Origin of the sequence: Streptomyces sp. NPDC005302, from assembly GCF_040607345.1 — a bacterium.
Lineage (GTDB): Bacteria > Actinomycetota > Actinomycetes > Streptomycetales > Streptomycetaceae > Streptomyces.
Map to the genome: position 1 here is coordinate 203,551 of NZ_JBEXGN010000012.1, position 18,380 is coordinate 221,930.

General features: G+C 71.6%; 20 protein-coding genes. 7 read left to right on the forward strand and 13 right to left on the reverse strand.

Annotated features, from left to right (window positions below):
• Window positions 1-897: an SGNH/GDSL hydrolase family protein gene (locus ABZT74_RS20265; protein ID WP_356175251.1), complete on the reverse strand. Its 897-nt coding sequence runs from the start codon at window positions 895-897 to the stop codon at window positions 1-3.
• Window positions 898-1,198: 301 nt separating this feature from the next.
• Here ABZT74_RS20265 and ABZT74_RS20270 point away from each other — a divergent pair, with 301 nt between their 5' ends.
• Complete coding sequence (locus ABZT74_RS20270; protein ID WP_355863735.1) at window positions 1,199-1,693, forward strand: DUF3145 domain-containing protein; 495 nt, start codon at window positions 1,199-1,201, stop codon at window positions 1,691-1,693.
• A gap of 87 nt (window positions 1,694-1,780) precedes the next feature.
• Here ABZT74_RS20270 and fabF read toward each other — a convergent pair whose 3' ends face one another.
• From fabF to fasR, 5 genes are all read right to left on the reverse strand, one after another.
• Complete coding sequence (gene fabF, locus ABZT74_RS20275) at window positions 1,781-3,052, reverse strand: beta-ketoacyl-ACP synthase II (protein ID WP_356175254.1); 1,272 nt, start codon at window positions 3,050-3,052, stop codon at window positions 1,781-1,783.
• A 127-nt stretch (window positions 3,053-3,179) separates the two neighbouring features.
• The gene (locus ABZT74_RS20280) at window positions 3,180-3,428 is read right to left on the reverse strand and encodes an acyl carrier protein (RefSeq protein WP_081217104.1); all 249 of its coding nucleotides are present in this window, start codon (window positions 3,426-3,428) and stop codon (window positions 3,180-3,182) included.
• A 73-nt stretch (window positions 3,429-3,501) separates the two neighbouring features.
• Entirely contained in the window at window positions 3,502-4,533 is a 1,032-nt protein-coding gene (locus ABZT74_RS20285; protein ID WP_164375621.1) for a ketoacyl-ACP synthase III, read from the reverse strand.
• Window positions 4,534-4,546: 13 nt separating this feature from the next.
• Window positions 4,547-5,464, reverse strand: coding sequence for an ACP S-malonyltransferase (locus ABZT74_RS20290; protein WP_356436599.1), 918 nt, complete (start codon window positions 5,462-5,464; stop codon window positions 4,547-4,549).
• Window positions 5,465-5,553: 89 nt separating this feature from the next.
• Window positions 5,554-6,759, reverse strand: a complete 1,206-nt coding sequence (gene fasR / locus ABZT74_RS20295; RefSeq protein ID WP_356175260.1) for a fatty acid biosynthesis transcriptional regulator FasR — start codon at window positions 6,757-6,759, stop codon at window positions 5,554-5,556.
• Window positions 6,760-6,856: 97 nt separating this feature from the next.
• On the opposite strand from fasR, the gene ABZT74_RS20300 reads away from it, so the two are divergent.
• Window positions 6,857-7,513, forward strand: a complete 657-nt coding sequence (locus ABZT74_RS20300; protein WP_355863858.1) for a pirin family protein — start codon at window positions 6,857-6,859, stop codon at window positions 7,511-7,513.
• Between the two features lie 22 nt (window positions 7,514-7,535).
• Here the strand turns inward: ABZT74_RS20300 and ABZT74_RS20305 are convergent, their stop codons facing one another.
• Window positions 7,536-8,135: a TetR/AcrR family transcriptional regulator gene (locus ABZT74_RS20305; RefSeq protein WP_356175263.1), complete on the reverse strand. Its 600-nt coding sequence runs from the start codon at window positions 8,133-8,135 to the stop codon at window positions 7,536-7,538.
• Between the two features lie 96 nt (window positions 8,136-8,231).
• On the opposite strand from ABZT74_RS20305, the gene ABZT74_RS20310 reads away from it, so the two are divergent.
• Complete coding sequence (locus ABZT74_RS20310) at window positions 8,232-9,053, forward strand: NAD(P)H-binding protein (protein ID WP_356175266.1); 822 nt, start codon at window positions 8,232-8,234, stop codon at window positions 9,051-9,053.
• Window positions 9,054-9,087: 34 nt separating this feature from the next.
• Here ABZT74_RS20310 and ABZT74_RS20315 read toward each other — a convergent pair whose 3' ends face one another.
• Window positions 9,088-9,909 (reverse strand): serine hydrolase domain-containing protein, encoded by an 822-nt coding sequence (locus ABZT74_RS20315; RefSeq protein WP_356175269.1) that lies wholly within the window; start codon window positions 9,907-9,909, stop codon window positions 9,088-9,090.
• A gap of 19 nt (window positions 9,910-9,928) precedes the next feature.
• Complete coding sequence (locus ABZT74_RS20320; RefSeq protein WP_356436603.1) at window positions 9,929-10,399, reverse strand: GNAT family N-acetyltransferase; 471 nt, start codon at window positions 10,397-10,399, stop codon at window positions 9,929-9,931.
• A gap of 96 nt (window positions 10,400-10,495) precedes the next feature.
• On the opposite strand from ABZT74_RS20320, the gene ABZT74_RS20325 reads away from it, so the two are divergent.
• Window positions 10,496-10,972 carry a MerR family transcriptional regulator gene (locus ABZT74_RS20325; protein ID WP_355863754.1) on the forward strand — a complete coding sequence of 159 codons (477 nt, stop codon included), beginning with the start codon at window positions 10,496-10,498 and terminating at the stop codon, window positions 10,970-10,972.
• Window positions 10,969-11,985 carry an aldo/keto reductase gene (locus tag ABZT74_RS20330; RefSeq protein WP_356436607.1) on the forward strand — a complete coding sequence of 339 codons (1,017 nt, stop codon included), beginning with the start codon at window positions 10,969-10,971 and terminating at the stop codon, window positions 11,983-11,985. Before ABZT74_RS20325 ends, ABZT74_RS20330 begins: the two co-directional genes overlap by 4 nt.
• A 26-nt stretch (window positions 11,986-12,011) precedes the next feature.
• Here ABZT74_RS20330 and ABZT74_RS20335 read toward each other — a convergent pair whose 3' ends face one another.
• The 3 genes from ABZT74_RS20335 to ABZT74_RS20345 all read right to left on the reverse strand — a co-directional run bounded on the left by ABZT74_RS20335 (window position 12,012) and on the right by ABZT74_RS20345 (window position 15,071).
• Complete coding sequence (locus tag ABZT74_RS20335) at window positions 12,012-12,875, reverse strand: DUF4429 domain-containing protein (protein ID WP_355863860.1); 864 nt, start codon at window positions 12,873-12,875, stop codon at window positions 12,012-12,014.
• Window positions 12,876-12,942: 67 nt separating this feature from the next.
• Window positions 12,943-14,151 (reverse strand): alpha/beta hydrolase, encoded by a 1,209-nt coding sequence (locus ABZT74_RS20340; RefSeq protein ID WP_356436610.1) that lies wholly within the window; start codon window positions 14,149-14,151, stop codon window positions 12,943-12,945.
• Between the two features lie 185 nt (window positions 14,152-14,336).
• Complete coding sequence (locus ABZT74_RS20345) at window positions 14,337-15,071, reverse strand: TetR family transcriptional regulator (RefSeq protein ID WP_356436613.1); 735 nt, start codon at window positions 15,069-15,071, stop codon at window positions 14,337-14,339.
• 132 nt (window positions 15,072-15,203) lie between these two features.
• On the opposite strand from ABZT74_RS20345, the gene ABZT74_RS20350 reads away from it, so the two are divergent.
• Window positions 15,204-16,826, forward strand: coding sequence for an MFS transporter (locus ABZT74_RS20350; RefSeq protein WP_356175281.1), 1,623 nt, complete (start codon window positions 15,204-15,206; stop codon window positions 16,824-16,826).
• A gap of 248 nt (window positions 16,827-17,074) precedes the next feature.
• Entirely contained in the window at window positions 17,075-17,377 is a 303-nt protein-coding gene (locus ABZT74_RS20355; protein WP_081217091.1) for a small hydrophobic protein, read from the forward strand.
• A gap of 69 nt (window positions 17,378-17,446) precedes the next feature.
• Here ABZT74_RS20355 and ABZT74_RS20360 read toward each other — a convergent pair whose 3' ends face one another.
• Window positions 17,447-18,226, reverse strand: a complete 780-nt coding sequence (locus ABZT74_RS20360) for a potassium channel family protein (RefSeq protein ID WP_356175284.1) — start codon at window positions 18,224-18,226, stop codon at window positions 17,447-17,449.
• Between the last annotated feature and the right edge of the window lie 154 nt (window positions 18,227-18,380).

Below are 18,380 nucleotides of genomic sequence, written 5' to 3' on the forward strand. Positions count from 1 at the left end.
CTAGGTGACGGGCTTCCGCGCCGTGACGGTCCGGTAGGCGATCTCCGCGAGTCGTGCCTGGCCGTCGGTGCTCGGATGGAACCAGTCCCAGTGGCTCAACTGGTCCGTGCCGAAGCGGTAGTCGAAGACCGCGTTCCCGTCGAAGCGGCAGTGCCGGTCCTTGGCGCACACCTCGCGCAGCACCTGGTTGTAGGCCTCCACCCGGTCCTGCACCCGGTCCCGGCGCAGCGTCGCCGCCGAGGTCAGCGAGTCGGCGTCGCCGAGCATCGAGGGGCAGATGCCCAGCTTCCAGATCTGCTTGCCGAGCGCGTTGCCCCGTCCCTGGGACCACAGCCGCTTCAGGTCCGGCACGCTCGACACGTACACCTGGGTCTTGGGCAGCGTCCCGCGCAGGGTGTCCAGCGCGTCCTGGAACGAGCGGCGGAAGGAGGTCACCGACGTCATCGCCGAGGTGGAGGCGCGGCAGGCATCGTTGGCGCCCGCCATCACCGTGACCAGTTCCGGCCGGCGGGTCGCCGCCTGCGCCATCTGGCCGGGCAGGTCGTCCATCCGCGCGCCGGTCACCGCGTAGTTCCAGCTCCGCTCGGCCGCCCCGGTCCTGCCGAGCAGACGGACCGCGAGGCTCCTGACCCGCGGGTCGCTGCCGGTCGCCCAGGACACCTCGGGACAGTCGGACAGCACACTGCACGCGTCGAACCCGCGGGTGATGGAGTCGCCGACCGCGGCCATCGACGCCGGGCTTCGGTCCCACGCCGGCGTGGGCTTCGGGGACGCGTGACCTCCCGTACCGCTGGGCGCGGAGGAGTTGCCGCCCGAGGCGTCGCACCCGGCGACGCCGAGGAGGGCCACCACCGCGACGGCGAGGACGGCCCGTGAACGGTGGCCGCGATTGCGCATCCCCTGGTCTCCTCGTTCGTTGTACAGGGTTGGTCGGCACCCGCTCCCCGCGGTCGGTCGCACCACGTCGTACAGGGCCGGCCGCCCGCACCGCACGGGCGGCCGGACCGGCCCGGAGACCGCTCCGGACCTCCGCGGGAGGTCCGGACGCGTCCCGCCGGGTGAAACCTCGGAGTTCACGGCGCCTGGACCGACGGTACGTCACACTCCTCGCGCCACCGCACGGTAGCCTCGCCACGTGGCCGCCCTGCCACTGCCGTCCGCCAAGTTACAAGATGTCTCGCACTGTCCGGAGGCCCCAGTGACGACACGTGGAGTTCTCTACGTGCACTCCGCGCCCCGCGCGTTGTGTCCGCATGTCGAGTGGGCGGTCGCGGGGGTGCTCGGCACGCGCGTCAGCCTCGACTGGATCCGGCAGCCCGCCGCGCCGGGAACCTGGAGATCCGAGTTCTCCTGGAAGGGCGAGGTCGGCACCGCCTCCAAACTCGCCTCCGCACTGCGCGGCTGGCACCTGCTGCGCTTCGAGGTCACCGCCGAGCCGTGTCCCACCGCCGAGGGCGAGCGCTACAGCTGCACCCCCGAACTCGGCATCTACCACGCCGTCACCGGCATCCACGGCGACATCCTCATCCCCGAGGACCGGCTGCGCGCCGCGCTGCTGCGGTCCCAGCGCGGTGAGACCGACCTGGAGGCCGACCTCGCCAAGCTCCTCGGCAAGCCCTGGGACGACGAACTGGAACCCTTCCGCTACGCGGGCGAGGGCGCCCCGGTCCGCTGGCTGCACCAGGTGGTCTGACCCGGACGACGCCCGACGGCGTGTGGCCCGTACCCCCTTCATTCAGGGGGTACGGGCCACACGCCGTTCAGCTGCGGGCGACTGGCGTCAGATCGTGCGGAACGCCAGCACCACGTTGTGCCCGCCGAATCCGAACGAGTCGTTCAGAGCGGCGATGCGGCCCTCGACGGGCAGCTTGCGCGCCTCGCCGCGCACGATGTCGGCGGCGGCCTCGGCCTCGGGGTCGAGGTTCTCGACGTTGATGGTCGGCGGCGCGATCCGGTTGTACAGCGCGAGCACGGTGGCGACGGACTCGACGCCACCGGCACCACCGAGGAGGTGACCGGTCATCGACTTGGTCGCGGAGACCGCGAAGTGGTCGGCGTCGTCGCCGAACACCTTGCGCAGTGCCTTCAGCTCGGCCACGTCACCGGCCGGCGTCGAGGTGGCGTGCGCGTTCACGTGCACGATCTCGGCCGGGTCCAGGTCGGTGCTGTCGAGCAGGTTCTGCAGGGCGCGGGAGATGCCGCGGCCCTCGGGCTCCGGCTGCACGATGTCGTGCGCGTCGGCCGAGATGCCCTGGCCCACCGCCTCGGCGTACACCCGGGCACCGCGCTTGGCGGCGTGCTCCGCGGACTCCAGGACGACGACGCCGGCGCCCTCACCGAGGACGAAGCCGTCACGGGCGACGTCGTAGGGGCGCGAGGCACCCTCGGGGTCGTCGTTGTTCTTGGACATCGCCATCATGTTGCCGAACGCGGCGATGGGAAGCGGGTGGATGGCCGCCTCGGTGCCACCGGCGACGACGACGTCGGCGCGGCCCGTGCGGATCATCTCGATGGCGTAGCCGATGGCCTCGGCGCCGGAGGCGCAGGCGGAGACCGGGGTGTGCACACCCGCGCGGGCGCCCACGGCGAGACCCACGTTGGCGGACGGGCCGTTCGGCATCAGCATCGGGACGGTGTGCGGGGAGACGCGGCGTACGCCCTTCTCCTTCAGCACGTCGTACTGGTCGAGCAGGGTCGTCACGCCACCGATGCCGGAGGCGATGACAGCGCCGAGACGGTCGGGGTCGACGCTGGCGTCGTCACCCGCCTTGTCGGTGAAACCGGCGTTCGCCCAGGCCTCCTTGGCCGCGATCAGCGCGAACTGCGCCGAGCGGTCCAGTCGGCGGGCCTGCGGGCGGGGGATGACCTCGCCCGGCTCCACGGCGATCTGCGCCGCGATACGGACCGCCTGGTCGGCGGCCCACTCCTGCTCCAGGGGGCGGACGCCGGAACGTCCGGCGATCAGGCCCTCCCAGGTAGAGGCTGCGTCGCCACCCAGCGGTGTGGTTGCGCCGATACCGGTGACGACCACGGTGCGATTGGTCGGGCTCACGGGAATTCTTTCTCCAACGGATACGAGGATTCAGCGGCGCCACCGCCGGGTGGCGGGGCATCAGCCCAGGCGAACCAGGGCACTAGGCCCCGGCGAACCCGGACGGTCGGCCCAGGTGATCGACGGATCAGGCCTGGTTCTTGAGGATGTAGGAGGTCGCGTCGCCGACCGTCTTGAGGTTCTTGACGTCGTCGTCGGGGATCTTGACGTCGAAGCGCTCTTCGGCGGCGACGACGACCTCGACCATGGACAGCGAGTCGACGTCCAGGTCGTCGGTGAAGGACTTGTCCAGCTGGACGTCCTCGGTGGGGATCCCGGCGATCTCGTTGACGATCTCGGCGAGACCTTCGACGATCTCTTCCTGAGTGGCGGCCATGTCGGCGCTCCTTCGGTGTGTTTACAGAGGGTGGCGATGTTCCGTACGGACCGGATGATCCGGCACGGAGTGCCTAGGGGAGGGTAACGACCGTCGCGGCGTACACGAGACCCGCCCCGAAGCCGATGACGAGCGCGGTGTCGCCGCTCTTCGCCGCTCCGGTCGCCAGGAGCCGCTCCATAGCGAGCGGGATCGAGGCGGCCGAGGTGTTGCCGGTGGTACGCACGTCACGCGCGACCGTGACGTGTTCCGGCAGTTTGAGGGTCTTCACCATCGAGTCGATGATCCGCTCGTTGGCCTGGTGGGGAATGAAGACGTCCAGGTCGTCCGGGCTGATCCCGGCCGCTTCCAGAGCCTGCTGCGCGACCTTCGCCATCTCGAACACGGCCCAGCGGAAGACCGCCTGGCCCTCCTGCGTGATGGCGGGGAACTTGATCTCGCCCTTGGAGTCGAGCGGGAGCTGGGTGACGTCGCCGACGTGGAAACGGTCCCAGGGCACGGTCTGCTTGATCGTTCCGGCCTTGTCGCCCTCGCTGCCCCACACGGTCGGGCCGATGTGCGGCTCGTCCGAGGGACCCACGACGACCGCGCCCGCGCCGTCGCCGAACAGGAAGGCCGTCGCGCGGTCCTCCAGGTCGGTCAGGTCGGACAGCCGCTCCACGCCGATGACGAGGACGTACTCGGCCGAACCCTCGACGATCATGCCCTTGGCGAGGGTCAGGCCGTAGCCGAAGCCCGCGCAGCCGGCCGAGATGTCGAAGGCCGCAGCCTTGTTCGTCCCGAGCTTGTCGGCGATCTCGGTGGCGATGGCCGGGGTCTGGCTGAAGTGCGACACGGTGGAGACCACCACGGCGCCGATCTGGTCGGCGTTGATCCCGGCGTCGGCGATGGCCTTGCCGGACGCCTCGATCGACATCGCGGCGACGGTCTCCTCGTCGGAGGCCCAGTGCCGGGTCTCGATGCCGGAGCGCGAACGGATCCACTCGTCGGACGAGTCGATCGTCTCCAGGATCACCTCGTTGGGCACCACGCGGACGGGGCGGTAGCCGCCGACGCCGAGAATGCGCGCGAACGGAGCGCCCTTGGGTGCCTTGATCTTCGACATGCTCTCGGGCTCCTTAGGCCGCGCTGTGCTCGGCGATGAGCTCGCGAGCTGCGTCGAGGTCGTCGGGTGTCTTCAGGGCCAGCGTCGTGACGCCGGGCAGCGCGCGCTTCGCCAGACCGGTCAGCGTGCCGCCGGGGCACACCTCGATCAGCGCGGTCGCGCCGAGTTCCTGGAAGGTCTCCATGCACAGGTCCCAGCGGACCGGGTTGGCGACCTGGCCGACCAGCCGCTCGACGACCTCGGCACCGGTGGCCACGGCCTTGCCGTCCCGGTTCGACACGTAGGTGACCCGCGGGTCGGCCGGCGTCAGGTCCTGGGCGGCCTTCGCCAGCGCCTCGACGGCGGGGGCCATGTGCTCGGTGTGGAACGCGCCCGCGACCTTCAGGGCCACGACACGCCGGACACCCTCGGGCTTGTCCGCCTCCAGAGCGGCCAGCTGCTCCAGCGTGCCGGCGGCCACGATCTGGCCCGCGCCGTTCACGTTCGCCGGGGTCAGGCCGAGCTTCTCCAGATGCGCGACCGTCGTCTCCGGGTCGCCGCCGAGCAGCGCCGACATGCCGGTCTTCGTGATGGCGGCGGCGTCGGCCATCGCCAGGCCGCGTCCCCGCACGAGGGTCAGCGCGGCGGTGTCGTCGAGGACTCCGGCGAACGCGGCGGCGGTGATCTCGCCGACGCTGTGGCCCGCGACGGCACCGGGGTTCACGTCACCGAGAGCGGCGGCGGACAGCAGGCCCGCGGCGACCAGGAGCGGCTGGGCGACGGCCGTGTCGCGGATCGCGTCCGCGTCGGCCTGGGTGCCGTAGTGGGCGAGGTCGAGCCCGATGGCGTCCGACCACGCGGCGACGCGGTCGGCGGCACCGGGGAGTTCGAGCCAAGGAGTCAGGAAGCCGGGCGTCTGGGCGCCCTGGCCGGGAGCGACGAGTACGAGCACTCTCACACTCTCTCTTGTGGACGGCCACGGCCGCCCGTGGGGACAGGGACGAAGAACACGAGGGGGAATTGTAGGTCCCCGACAAAAGGCTAGGTCTGGGGATCTCCATCGGCGAGACGCCCCAGGATCAGCGCGATCCGCAGCGTGAAGGCGGATCGTACATCCGAGGGCGACCAGCCGGTGACGTCAGTCACACGTCGGAGCCGGTAGCGCACGGTGTTGGGATGCACGAAGAGCATCCGGGCGGCGCCCTCCAGGCTGCTCGCCTGCTCCAGATAGACGCTGAGCGTCTCCAGGAGCGCGGAGCCGGCCTCCTCCAGCGGTCTGTAGATCTCCTCCACCAGCTGGTCGCGGGCGGACGGATCGGAGGCGATCGCGCGTTCCGGCAGCAGATCGTCCGCCAGCACCGGGCGCGGGGCGTCCTGCCAGGCGGTACACGCCTTGAGGCCGGCGGCGGCGGCCTGCGCGGACCGGGTCGCGGCCAGCAGGTCGGGCACGATCGGCCCGGCGACGACCGGCCCCGCGGCGTACGGGCCGATCAGCGACTTGGCGACGGCGAGGGGGTTGTCGCTGCCGCCCGCGATGACGACCAGCCGGTCGCCGAGCACGCCGGTCAGCACCTGGAGCTTGGCGTGCCGGGCGGCCCGCCGGATCGCCTCGACCGTCAGTTCGCTGTCACCGTCGGGTGCCGTGCCCAGCACCACGCAGACATGTTCGGGCGAGTTCCAGCCGAGCGCGGCGGCCCGGGAGACGGCACCCTCGTCGGCCTCGCCGGAGAGCACGGCGTTCACGACGAGGGATTCGAGCCGGGCGTCCCACGCGCCGCGGGCCTCCGCCGCCTGCGCGTACACCTGGGCGGTCGCGAAGGCGATCTCGCGGGCGTACACCAGGAGCGCCTCGCGCAGTACGGACTCGTCGCCGGGGGCGGCCACCTCGTCGATGGCCGACTCCATGACCTCGATCGTGGTCCGCACCATCTCCACGGTCTGGCGCAGGGTGATGGCCCTGGTCAGCTCGCGCGGGGCGGTCCCGAAGACGTCGGTGGAGATGGCCTGGGGCGCGTCGGGATGCCGGAACCACTCGGTGAAGGCGGCGATACCGGCCTGGGCGACCAGCCCGATCCACGACCGGTTCTCCGGTGGCATGGCCCGGTACCACGACAGCGTCTCGTCCATGCGCGTGATCGCCTGCGCGGCGAGACTGCCGGACGACCGCTCCAGCCGCTTGAGGGTCGCGGAGTGCGCGTGGACGTCGTGCGCTGGGCGCTCGGGGTTGCTCGCTTCGGGTTCGGGCACGGGACAAGACTGCCTTATCAGGACGGAGCCGTGCGGCGGCGGGTCGCACGTAAGCGGGGAGGCCGGGCGCCCGGCCGGGGCTACGGTGGTGGACGTGATGGACGTCCGCCGCGCCGAAGAGCGCTACCGCGGAGGGGACCCGGCGGCCGGGATCTCCTCGCTCCACGCCTTTTCCTTCGGCCCGCACTACGACCCCGACAACCTCCGCTTCGGTGCGGTGATCGCCTGCAACGAGGAACGGCTCGCTCCCGGCGCGGGCTTCGACGAACACCCGCACAGTCACACCGAGATCGTCACCTGGGTGGTGGAGGGAGAACTGACCCACCGTGACTCGGCGGGGTACGAGTCGGTGCTGCGGCACGGTGACGTCCAGCGCCTCAGCGCGGCGGGCGGCGTCCGGCACGTCGAGCGCAACGACGGCGAACTCCCGCTGGTCTTCGTCCAGATGTGGCTCGCCCCGCTGGAACCCGGCGGCGACCCGTCCTACGAGATCGTCCACGGCATCGCCGACTCCACCCCGTACGCCCTGCCCGAGGCGGGCGCCATGCTGCACGTGCGCCGTCTGACGGCGGGTGAGCGCACCGCCGTCCCGGACGCGCCCTTCGTCTACGTCCACGTCGTCCGGGGTGAAGTCCGCCTGGACGGCGAGGAGCTGGGTGAGGGCGACGCGGCCCGGATCACCGACGCGAAGGACATCGAACTCGTCGCGGGCGTGCCCGCCGAGCTGCTGATGTGGGAGATGGCCGTCGGCTGACTTCCGCGGGCCGTCGGTCGGGTCACACCCGGGCCGCCGCGTCGAGTTCGCGGATCAGCCGCGCCCCCTCGCGGGTCATGATCTCCGGGTCCCGCAGGGCGTTGGAGAGCAGGGACATGCCCTGGTAGGCGCCGACGAGGGTCAGCGCGCGGCCCTCCGGGTCGGCGTCGCCGAGCTCCCGGTACTGCCCGGCGACCCAGTCCAGCAGCAGCCGGACCACCTGTCCCGCCGCGAGGTCGAGGCCGCCGTCGTCCCGCTTGTCGAGTTCGGCGGCGAGGGTGCCGGTCGGACAGCCGTAGCGCGCCGCCGTGTCGCGCCGGGAGACCCAGGCCCCGACGAGTCCCTTGAGGCGTTCGCGCGGATCGGGGAGCCGGTCCAGCTCGTCGGTGAGTTCCCTCAGGTGTCCGGCGTGCTCGGCGAGGGCGGCCTCGACCAGCTCGTCCTTGGTCTTGAAGTAGTAGTAGACGTTGCCCGCGGGGACGCCCGCGGCACGGGCGATGTCGGCGATCGTCGTGCGCTCCACGCCCTGCTCGTGCAGCACCCGGGCCGCCGCCGCCGTCAGCAGCCGCCGCTTGCCGCCCGCCCGGGCCCGCGGGCTCCGGACCTTCTCTGAGTCAGTCACCCGACTGACTATAGACAGCCGCGCTCACCGCTTGCTAGCGTCCATCGCATCGAAGTAAGTCAGTCGACTGACTAAATCAACGACGGGGAGACCGACATGTACGTGGTGACAGGAGCGACCGGGAACGTCGGACGAGCGCTGGTGCGGACGCTCGACGACGCCGCGCTGCCGGTGACGGCGGTGGCCCGGCGGATCACCGGCGCGGACGTGCCCGAGGGCGTCCGGCCGGTGGCCGCCGACCTCGCCGAACCGGCCGGACTGGCCCCCGCCTTCGAGGGCGCCGAGGCGCTGTTCCTGCTGGTGGCGGGCGAGGACCCGCACTCGATCCTGGACATGGCGAAGACCGCCGGAGTCCGCCGGGTGGTGCTGCTCTCCTCACAGGGTGTGGGAACGCGCCCGGACGCCTACGGGCACCCGGCCCGCTTCGAACGGGCGGTACGGGAGTCGGGGCTGGACTGGACGGTCCTGCGCTCGGGCGGCATGGCCACCAACGCGTTCGCCTGGGCCGGATCCGTCCGGGCCCGCCGCGAGGCCGAGGCTCCGTTCGGCGAGGTCGGCCTGCCGTTCGTGGACCCCGACGACGTCGCCGCCGTGGCGGCCGCCGCACTGCGCGGGCAGGGCCACGCCGGGGCCACCTACACGCTGACCGGCCCCGCGGCGACGACCCCGCGGGAGCGCGCAGCCGCCATCGGCGCCGCGCTGGGCGAGCCGGTGCGCTTCACCGAGCAGACCCGCGAGGAGGCGCACGCGCGGATGTCGGCCTTCATGCCGCCGCCGGTGGTCGAGGGCACCCTCGCCATCCTCGGCGAACCGACCGAGGAGGAGCGCCGGGTCAGCCCCGACGTGGAGCGGGTGCTGGGCCGCGCGCCGGGCACGTTCGCCGGGTGGGCGCGGCGCAACGCGGCGGCGTTCCGCTGAGCGTGCGGGAGGCGCGGTCGCCGCGGATCTCCCGTCAGGCGGTGAGGTCGGCGAGGACCGCGTCCGTGAACGGGGTCCACGCCTCGATCGCCCAGGGTCCGAAGGCCCGGTCGGTCAGGGCGACGCAGGCGGCGCCGACGACCGGGTCGACCCACAGGAACGTACCGGACTGGCCGAAGTGGCCGAAGGTCCGAGGGGAGGACGAACTCCCGGTCCAGTGCGGCGACTTGGAGTCGCGGATCTCGAAGCCGAGGCCCCAGTCGTTGGGGCTCTGGTGTCCGTAGCCGGGCAGGACGCCCTTCGTCCCGGGGTACTGCACGGTCATCGCCTCCGCGACCGTGCGCGGGTCCAGCAGCCGGGGGGCCTGGAGTTCGGCGGCGAAACGGACGAGGTCCTCGACCGTCGAGACGCCGGCCCGGGCGGGGGAGCCGTCCAGGGTCGTCGCGGTCATGCCGAGCGGTTCGAGGACCGCCTGGCGCAGGTACTCCGCGAAGGGCATCTCCGCCGCCTCGGCGATGTGGTCCCCGAGCACCTCGAAACCGGCGTTGGAGTACAGCCGGCGCTCGCCGGGAGCCGAGGTCACACGGTGTTCGTCGAAGGCCAGACCGGAGGTGTGCGCGAGCAGATGCCGGACCGTCGAGCCGGGAGGTCCGGCCGGTTCGTCGAGCTCGATCGCCCCTTCCTCGTACGCGACGAGCGCGGCGTACGCGGCGAGCGGCTTGGTGACCGAGGCGAGCGCGAACCGGTGCTGTCCCGGGCCCTGGGTGCCCACGACCGTGCCGTCCGCGCGGACGACCGCGGCGGCGGCGGTGGGGACGGGCCAGTTCGCGATCAGCGCCAGACTCTGCAAGGACATGCTCACGACCCTAAGGGGCTCACAGGGTCAGCCGCATCGAGGGGTCCGGCTTGCGGAAGAAGCCGAGGGACGCGTACAGCGGCTCGGCCTCGGCGGACGCGTTGAGGTCGACCTGCCGGACACCCCGCTCGCGGAACCAGTCGAGGAGCGTCCGCATGCAGGCGCGGGCGTACCCGCGGCGCCGGGCGTCCAAGTCGGTGGCGACGCTGAAGACGTGCCCGACCGCGCCGTGCGGATTCTCCGCCCGTCCGATCCGGTACTCGACCGTGCCGGCGACGAGGGCGGCCAGCGCGCCGGGCCGGTCCGGGTGGTCGACCACGAAGGCCACGAAGGACCCCTCGGGATCGGCGAGCTTCGCGCGTACGGTGGGCAGCGAGGCGGTGTGCCACCCGCTGGAGCCGTCGGCGGCGAAGACCGAGTCGATCATCACCTGGCGCAGGCGGAGCACTTCCCTGGCGTCCTCGGCTGTGGCACGGCGTACGAGACTCATGATCGGCACGCTAGCCACCCGCCCCGGGGCGTGTCCTCGCATTTTCGGCGGAATCCGCTTGCTTCGAGTGCACTCCAAGGTTTTAGCGTGGGGACCATGACCGTGATGGAGACCACAGCCGAGGCCGTCGAGTCCGACGCCGACACCTGCGCCGGACCGCCCGAGGGGGACCGGCGCCCGGACGGCCAGGACAACTACACGATCAGCGAGGTCGCCGCGTACACCGGCCTCAGCGCGCACACCCTGCGCTGGTACGAGCGCATCGGGCTGATGCCGCACATCGACCGCTCGCACACCGGCCAGCGCCGCTACAGCAACCGTGACCTGGACTGGCTCGGTCTGGTCGGCAAGCTCCGGCTCACCGGGATGCCGGTCGCCGACATGGTGCGGTACGCCGAGATGGTGCGCGCGGGCGACCACACCTACCTGGAGCGCTACGAACTCCTGGAGGCGACCCGACGGGACGTCAAGGCCCGGATCGCGGAGCTCCAGGACACCCTCGCGGTGCTCGACCGCAAGATCGGTTTCTACGGTGACGCCGGGCGGGCGCTGGCGTCGGAGAGGTCCCGATGACGGACAGCAGGATCGCGACGGCACGGCTCGGCGCGGACGGACCCGAGGTCGGGGTGCAGGGTCTCGGCTGCATGGGGATGAGCTGGGCGTACGGCCCGCCGGACGCCGAGCAGTCCCGGGCCGCGCTGAGCCGGGCGCTGGAGCTGGGCGTGACCCTCTTCGACACGGCCGACGCCTACGGCAGGGGAGAGAACGAGACGTTCCTGTCCTCCTTCGTCGGTGCCCACCGGGACGACCTCGTCCTCGCCACGAAGTTCGCGCTGACCAGCTCACCGGAGGACCCCTACAAGCGGATCGTCCGCAACGACGCGCCGTACATCCGTTCGGCCGTCGAGGCGAGTCTGCGCCGGCTGGAAGTCGACGTGATCGACCTCTACTACATGCACCGCCGGGACGTGAACATCCCCATCGAGGAGACCGTCGGGGTCATGGCCGAGCTGGTCCGCGAGGGCAAGGTCAAGCACCTCGGGCTGAGCGAGGTCACCGGCGGCGAGCTGCGGGCCGCCCACGCCGTGCACCCCATCACCGCCGTGCAGTCCGAGTGGTCGCTGTTCAGCCGCGACATCGAGGCGGCCGTGGTGCCCGCGGCCCGCGAGCTGGGGGTCGCCCTGGTCCCGTACTCACCGCTCGGCCGCGGCTTCCTCACCGGGTCGTTCGCCAACGCCGACGAGGACCTGACCTCGGACGACTTCCGCCGTACGATGCCCCGCTTCACCGGCGAGAACGCGACCGCCAACGCCGCCCTCCTCGAACCGGTCCGCACGGTCGCCGAGGCGCACGGCGCCTCGCTCGGCCAGATCGCGCTGGCCTGGGTCCAGCAGCGGGCGAGCGTCCACGGACTGACCGTCGTGCCGATCCCGGGGACCACCAAGAGCAGGCGGGTGGAGGAGAACACGGCGGCCACCCGCATCGTCCTGACCGACGGCGAACTGGCTCTCCTGGAGCCGATCGCGGGGAAGGTGGCGGGCGACCGCTACGCGGACATGACGTTCTCGTCGGCCGGCCGCGAGTGAGCGGCCGGTAGCCGCCGGCGCCCGCCCTACAGCTGCGCCAGCAGCTCCGCCTTCTTGGTGGAGAACTCCTCGTCCGTGACGAGCCCCGCCTCGTGGAGCTCGCCGAGGTGCCGGATCCGGTCGGCGATGTCGGCCGGATCCCGGCGCGGTACGGCGGACGCGGCCACCGGCGCGGGGCTCGCGGAGCGCACGGCGGCGAGGACGGCCGCCGCGAACGGCAGGGACTCGTGGACCGGTCCGTACCCGAGACCGAAGACGACGGCCGCCGGGTCCTGGTCCGCCTGCGCGGGCTGCGTGGAGACGGGCTCACGCCGCAGCAGGCGCAGATGGCCCTCGAACACCTCGGGGGAGCGCCACTCGACGCCGCTCAGCGCGGAGACCGGGAACGTCTGGTCGCCGGCCTTCCACTTCGCCGACGAGGCGCCCGTCCAGAACCACCGGAAGGACACCGCCTTGCCGTCGAAGGAGGCCTTCCCGTCGTACGCCTTGAAGGTGAGGGGTGCCTCGGGCGGCTCCACCAGGTAACGCTCGGCCGGTTCGTCGTCCGCGGTGAGACGGGCGCGCAGCTCGTCCGCGTAGTACTCGGCGAGCGTCTCGCGGTCGGCGGGAAGCACCAGGCGGTAGGGGTCGCACCCCTCCTTGAGCTGTCCCGCTGCCGCCTCCATGAGGGGGTCGGCGCCGGGCCTCGGCACCGCGCGCAGCACGACCGTGCCCCGCTTCCCGGGCGTGAGTGTCACCGCCGCGACCGCATCGAGAGGGATACGGCGTTCGCCGAGCGCCTGGAACAGCTTCGGCGTGCGGATCCCCCGTTCGAAGCGGATGAGCACGGAGTCGGACTCGAACTCCCAGGCGGCATGAAATCCGGCCAGTACGTCACCCATGCGGGCCATCGTATGCGGCACGCAAGCCTCCGTCGCCTCTCCGGGCGGACCGCGATTCTTTCGGTCTCTACGCGCGTCAGGCCGATGTCGTGGCGGACAAACCCGCCCGGCAGCCGTCGTCGTCGTGCGCGCATCGGACCGCGCGGTACGCGCCAATGCCGATCTCCGCGAAGTTGCGGAGACTTTCCGTCCCCGGCTGGAAGTAGCCGGCGTGTCCCTTCGCCCCGTCCGCGGACAGGACGCGTGCCCCGAAGCCCTTCGACACCGGGTCCGCGCCGTGCCCGAGGCCGCCGACCTCCAGGTGGGGTACGTCCCGGATCCAGTCGTCCGCGTCGCGCATCGCCCAGACCCGGGCGGTGGTGTGCAGGTTGGCCGCGTTCGCCGCCCGCATGCCGGGGCTGCCCGCCACCGCTATGTCCGAGACCCGCGAGGGCAGCGAGTCGGCGGCCACCCCGCACAGCACCGAGCCGTAACTGTGGCAGTAGAGCGCGACCGGCTTGGTCCCGGGCAGCGCCCGGAGCAGCGCGTTCAGCCGCACCGCGCCTTCCTGGGCGCGCATGGCGGTGGCCGAGTCGATGCCGAGCCCGCTGGGTGCCGTGTAGTCGGCCCACGCGATGACGGCCGTCCGCACCCCCGGGTCGGCCGCCCGCTCCGCCGCGTACAGCGAACTCGCCATGCCGACGGGCGCGGAGTACTGCTTGACCGTGCGCTGGAAGGTGAGCAGGTCGGTGTCGACGCCGGGCACCACGACGGAGACGCGCCGGGCGGTGTCGAGGTTGCCGAACACCTCGGCGACCCGGCCCGATCCGTTGGGGTCGAAGGCGAGGATCTTGCGGTCGCCGTCCAGCAGTGCTTCGTAGCGGTGCATCCGGCGGCCGGCGTCGTACTGGCCGACGGCGGAGAACCGCTTGTCGTGCATGCGCCGGTGCTCGACCTTGCGTTCGTGCTGCAGCGCGAGGCGGTTGGCCTCGTACCGCAGGGTCACCGGCGCGCCGTTCATGTTGCCGACCGCGAGCGGATAGCGGTGGGCGAGCCGGGAACGCTGCTGGGCGTCGAGCGTGTCGAAGAAGCCGGTCAGCCGCGCGGGCGTGGCGTCCGGGTCCGGAAGCCGGTGCCCGGCGATGCTGCCGTGCTCCCACGCGGCGCGGGACGCCTGGAGCGGCGAGGGTGCCCGGTGGCTGTGGAGCGCGGTCCAGCCACTGGTGGCCAGCATCACGAACACCACGGCCAGCGCGAGCAGCGCACGCCAGGCGTTGAGTTGGGGGGTTGAATCGAAGGAAGTCACTGAGAGGACACCCTAGGAGAAGTGGGGTGCCTCCCGTTAAACGAGTGACTGGGATCACGTTTCTGGTGGGGTAATTGGGGCAAACCGGGTTCAGTTTGAGTTAAATAGTCACACTCTGTTGGTGAATTCCTGCGACGTGTGTGCGAGTTGTGACGCTCTGTGCGGGATCTCGGGGGCCGGTGGTGTCATGGCCCCGCGGAGGGGTCCGGCGGTCCGGCGGACGGCCGGTCGGGCCGGGTGTCCCACTTCTCCGCCAACGACGGCCCCACATGGTCGAGATAGGAGACGGTCAGCTCGCGGATCGCCGCCACGCTGGTGTCCTCGCCCGCGCCCCACCGGCGGCCCGTCACCCGCATCACCCCGCCGAACACGGCGACCGCGATGCGTGGCCGGGGGTCCGCGTCCACGTCGAGACCCTCGCGCTCGGCGATCAGCCGCGCGATCTCCTCCTCGATCTCCTCCGAGCGGCGCAGGTGGGCCGCGAGCAGCGCGGGTGTCGACTCGATCAACTGGTAGGTCCGCATGTGGAGTTCGATCGGGACGACGGCCTCGATCGCCTCGCCGATGGTGTCCCAGCTCTCCAGGACGGCCCGCCGCAACGCCTCCAACGGGGCCTCGTGGAGCGGACGTTCACGCACGGCGTCGATGAAATGGGACTCGCTGAGCCGCTGCAGGAAGAGGGCGGCGTCCTCCTTGCCCGCGAAGTAGCGGAAGAAGGTGCGCTGCGAGACGTCGACGGCCTCGGCGATCTCGTCGACGGTGGTGTGCTCGTATCCCTGCGCGATGAAGAGTTCGAGGGCGGCCCGCAGCAGAGCGTCCCGGGTGCGCTGCTTCTTGCGCTCGCGCAGACCGGGTCGGGGTGCCGCCGTGATCGCGGCAGGCGCTGGTGCCGGCCTGGCCCTGCCGGCCGTGTCCGTCATGGTCCCGGAACCTCTCTCTCGCGTCCCTCCCCGAACTGTCGGCGCAGTTCAGCCTATCTGTGAGTAACGTGACAGTTACCGACTTGTGAATTGGTTTGTCAACTGTCAGTGACTGTCACTAGCCTCGCGGGCATGACTAGTCAGACCACCATCGACAAGCCGGAGCCCGGCGACAAGGCTCCGGTCTCCCCGTCGGGCGGGGCCCCGTCCACGGGCCTGCGCGGCCATCCGTGGTTCACCCTCATCACCGTGGCCGTCGGGGTCATGATGGTGGCCCTGGACGGCACCATCGTCGCGATCGCCAACCCCGCCATCCAGAAGGATCTCGGCGCGACCTTCGCCGACGTTCAGTGGATCACCAACGGCTACTTCCTCGCCCTCGCGGTCACCCTGATCACCGCGGGCAAGCTCGGCGACCGCTTCGGACACCGGCAGACCTTCCTCATAGGCGTCCTCGGCTTCGCCGCGGCCTCCGGCGCGATCGGCTTCTCCAGCAGCATCGCCCTGGTCGTCACCTTCCGCGTCTTCCAGGGCCTGTTCGGCGCGCTGCTGATGCCGGCCGCGCTCGGCCTGCTGCGTGCCACCTTCCCGGCCGAGAAGCTGAACATGGCGATCGGCATCTGGGGCATGGTCATCGGCGCCTCCACCGCCGGCGGCCCGATCCTCGGGGGTCTGCTCGTCCAGCACGTCAGCTGGCAGTCGGTGTTCTTCATCAACGTGCCCGTCGGTGTCCTCGCGCTGGTCCTCGGCACGCTGATCCTCACCGACCACCGCGCCGCGAACGCCCCGCGTTCCTTCGACCTCCTCGGCATCGCGCTGCTGTCCGGTGCCATGTTCTGCCTGGTCTGGGCGCTCATCAAGGCCCCGGCGTGGGGCTGGGGCGACGGCCTGACCTGGACGTTCCTGGTCGTCTCGATCGCCGGCTTCGTGCTCTTCGCCCTCTGGGAGAAGCGGGTCGAGGAGCCGCTGATCCCGCTCGCCCTGTTCCGTTCCGTACCGCTGTCGGCCGGTGTGGTGCTGATGGTCCTGATGGCCATCGCCTTCCTCGGCGGACTGTTCTTCGTCACCTTCTATCTCCAGAACGTGCACGGCATGAGCCCGGTCGACGCGGGCCTGCACCTGCTGCCGCTGACCGGAATGATGATCGTGGGCTCGCCGCTGGCCGGCGTCCTCATCACCAAGGTCGGCCCGCGCATCCCGCTGGCCGGCGGCATGGCGCTCACCGCGGTCTCCATGTTCGGGATGTCCACGCTGGACACCGGGACCAGCAGCCTGGTCATGTCCATCTGGTTCGCGGGTCTCGGCCTCGGCCTCGCGCCGGTCATGGTCGGCGCCACCGAGGTCATCGTCGGCAACGCGCCGATGGAGCTGTCCGGTGTCGCCGGCGGTCTCCAGCAGGCCGCCATGCAGATCGGCGGCAGCCTCGGCACCGCCGTACTGGGCGCCGTGATGGCCTCCAAGGTGGACGGCGACCTCGCGGGCAACTGGGCCGCGGCGAAGCTGCCGCCGCTCACCCCGGCCCAGCTCGACCAGGCCTCCGAGGCGGTCCAGGTCGGCGCCGCGCCGGTCGCCAAGGGCACCCCGGCCGAGATCGCCGCGAAGATCACGGACGTCGCCCACGACACCTTCATCTCCGGCATGAGCCTCGCCTGCCTCGTCGCCGCGGGCGTCGCCGTCGTGGCCGTCTTCGTCGCGATGCTCACCAAGCGCGGCGAGAACGCCGACGCGGCGGGGGCGGGCGCCGGACACATCTGACGGGCGGGGTCACCGGGGTGTTCCCTGGCGGAATTTCGCCTATCCGGGTGATCACGCTCAAGTTCCCTCCCGTTCGGCACACGCCGCAGGTCACAGTGGGTCAAGTCCTCCGTACGGCCTGGAGGACGACCGGGTCTGCGGCGCGCTGCCGGAGGGGGGTGGCGCGCGTGCAGGTCTGTACGCGTGGAACGGGGGTACCCGAAGCATCGACCCGAACCGACCGACAGGTCACGGGAGTTCAGGAGTTGATGATGGCGGGCTTCGGAAACGGTACGCGCAGGTACCCCCGTTCACGTGGCCGGATGGGACCACGGACCGGGCCGGACAGCGCGACCCTGGGCATCATCGGAGTCGTGTGCGCGGTTGCCGGCTTCTTCACGCTGGGAATCGTCCTCGGGCCGGTCGCGATGATCTGCGGCTGGTTCTCGATGGGGCGCCGCTGGACGGGCTCGGGGCCGGTACCGGCCCTGATCGCCCTCGTCCTGGGAGCGATCGACACACTCCTGGCGATCATCTGGCTGGCGGGCGGCGTGGGCAACGGCCTGCTCTGAGGCCGCTCGACCGGCTGTCACCTGTTGTGGGCCCGTGTGCCGCTCCGTGCGGCGCGCGGGCCCACAGGTCTATGTGGGGGAGTGCTCCTCCGTCCCCGACGGCAGCGGGTGCGGGAGGAGGCCCGGAGCGCCCGTGAGGGCGGTGACCTCGGCGCGCAGGGCCCGTACCTCCTGGGTGAGGGCCTCGATCGCCGCCGTCTGGCGGCGCTCCTCCACGTCGTCCTTCTCGAACCGGGAGATGAACCAGGCGGCGATGTTCGCGGTGACCACACCGAGCAGGGCGATCCCCGACAGCATCAGACCGACCGCGAGGACCCGGCCCATCCCGGTGGTCGGGGCGTGGTCGCCGTACCCCACGGTCGTCATCGTCGTGAACGACCACCACACCGCGTCACCCAGCGTCCGGATGTTCCCGTTCGGGGAGTCCCGCTCCACGGACAGCACGGCGAGCGAGCCGAACATCAGCAGTCCGACGACCGCGCCCCCGACGTACGTCGTCAGCCGGATCTGCGAGGCCATCCGCGCCCGCCGCCCTACGAGCATCAGCGTGGAGACGAGCCGGAGAAGCCGCAGCGGCTGGAGGATCGGCAGGATCACCGCGCACAGATCCAGCCAGTGGGTCCGCACGAAGTCCCGCCGCTGCCCGGAGAGCGCGAGCCGTATCAGGTAGTCGGCCGCGAACGCCCCCCACACCACCCACTCCACCACCGTGCAGGTGAGCGCCACCGCCGGCTCCGCGTCGCTGTCCACGATCGGCACGGCGTACGCGAGGGCGAAGGCCACCGCGAGGACGAGCAGGGGCCGCTGAGTGTGCAGCTCCCAACGGGCCTGGGCCGATTCTTGCGTCATGAGCGCATCGTAGGAAGAAAAGGGAGGAGGGGGGGGGGGGGGGGCCGCCCCCCCCCCCCCCCCCCCCCCGCGCCCGGCCCCCGCGCCGCCCCCCCCCCCCCCCCCCCCCACCGAGACGGACTAAAAACCCCCACCCCCCCCCCGGCCAGCCCCC

Coding starts and splice junctions, on each gene's coding strand:
- ABZT74_RS20265 (WP_356175251.1), bottom strand. CDS start 897: ATGCGCAATCGCGGCCACCGTTCACGGGCCGTCCTCGCCGTCGCGGTG.
- ABZT74_RS20280 (WP_081217104.1), bottom strand. CDS start 3,428: ATGGCCGCCACTCAGGAAGAGATCGTCGAAGGTCTCGCCGAGATCGTC.
- ABZT74_RS20285 (WP_164375621.1), bottom strand. CDS start 4,533: ATGTCGAAGATCAAGGCACCCAAGGGCGCTCCGTTCGCGCGCATTCTC.
- ABZT74_RS20300 (WP_355863858.1), top strand. CDS start 6,857: ATGGACGTCCGCCGCGCCGAAGAGCGCTACCGCGGAGGGGACCCGGCG.
- ABZT74_RS20310 (WP_356175266.1), top strand. CDS start 8,232: ATGTACGTGGTGACAGGAGCGACCGGGAACGTCGGACGAGCGCTGGTG.
- ABZT74_RS20315 (WP_356175269.1), bottom strand. CDS start 9,909: ATGTCCTTGCAGAGTCTGGCGCTGATCGCGAACTGGCCCGTCCCCACC.
- ABZT74_RS20320 (WP_356436603.1), bottom strand. CDS start 10,399: ATGAGTCTCGTACGCCGTGCCACAGCCGAGGACGCCAGGGAAGTGCTC.
- ABZT74_RS20325 (WP_355863754.1), top strand. CDS start 10,496: ATGACCGTGATGGAGACCACAGCCGAGGCCGTCGAGTCCGACGCCGAC.
- ABZT74_RS20330 (WP_356436607.1), top strand. CDS start 10,969: ATGACGGACAGCAGGATCGCGACGGCACGGCTCGGCGCGGACGGACCC.
- ABZT74_RS20335 (WP_355863860.1), bottom strand. CDS start 12,875: ATGGCCCGCATGGGTGACGTACTGGCCGGATTTCATGCCGCCTGGGAG.
- ABZT74_RS20345 (WP_356436613.1), bottom strand. CDS start 15,071: ATGACGGACACGGCCGGCAGGGCCAGGCCGGCACCAGCGCCTGCCGCG.
- ABZT74_RS20350 (WP_356175281.1), top strand. CDS start 15,204: ATGACTAGTCAGACCACCATCGACAAGCCGGAGCCCGGCGACAAGGCT.
- ABZT74_RS20355 (WP_081217091.1), top strand. CDS start 17,075: ATGATGGCGGGCTTCGGAAACGGTACGCGCAGGTACCCCCGTTCACGT.
- ABZT74_RS20360 (WP_356175284.1), bottom strand. CDS start 18,226: ATGACGCAAGAATCGGCCCAGGCCCGTTGGGAGCTGCACACTCAGCGG.